The organism is Arthrobacter sp. 05N429 (genome assembly GCF_056397045.1).
Genome location: NZ_JBFTMQ010000040.1, coordinates 1 through 584, shown reverse-complemented (window position 1 = coordinate 584; position 584 = coordinate 1). Strand labels below are relative to the sequence as shown.

The following is a 584-nucleotide window of genomic DNA, read 5'->3' as shown; positions in this document are numbered from 1 at the left end:
GCCATTTTGGCGGCGTTGATGGCCTTCGCGGCGGCGATGGCGTTGCGTTCGATGCAGGGGATCTGCACGAGCCCGCCGATCGGGTCACAGGTCAGGCCGAGGTTGTGTTCCATCGCGATTTCCGCGGCGTTTTCCACCTGCTGCGGGGTGCCGCCCATGACTTCGGCCAGGCCGGCGGCGGCCATCGACGACGCCGAGCCCACCTCGCCCTGGCAGCCGACCTCGGCGCCGGAGATCGAGGCCTGCTCTTTGTASAGCACCCCGATGGCGGCAGCGGTCAGCAGGAACTTGACCACCACGTCGTCGCGGTCGGYCTGGGTGGCCTTGTCCATGCCGGGGGCGAAGTGCARGGCGTAGTAGAGCACTGCGGGGATGATGCCGGCGGCCCCGTTSGTSGGRGCGGTGACSACGCGGCCGCCCGAGGCGTTTTCCTCGTTCACGGCGAGGGCGATCAGGTTGACCCACTCCTGCCAGTACTTCGGGTCCCGGTCCTTGTCCTCTTTCATGAGGCGTTCATGCCAGTCGGGGGCGCGACGGCGGACCTTGAGTCCGCCGGGCAGCAGCCCCTCGCGCTTGAGGCTGAC

General features: G+C 68.5%; 1 protein-coding gene. It reads right to left on the bottom strand.

Translation table 11 applies throughout. The annotated features are described in order from the left end of the window. Positions 1-584, bottom strand: a 584-nt coding sequence (locus AC1DF4_RS19175) for an L-serine ammonia-lyase, iron-sulfur-dependent, subunit alpha (protein WP_476914359.1), incomplete at both ends; no start/stop codon positions are given.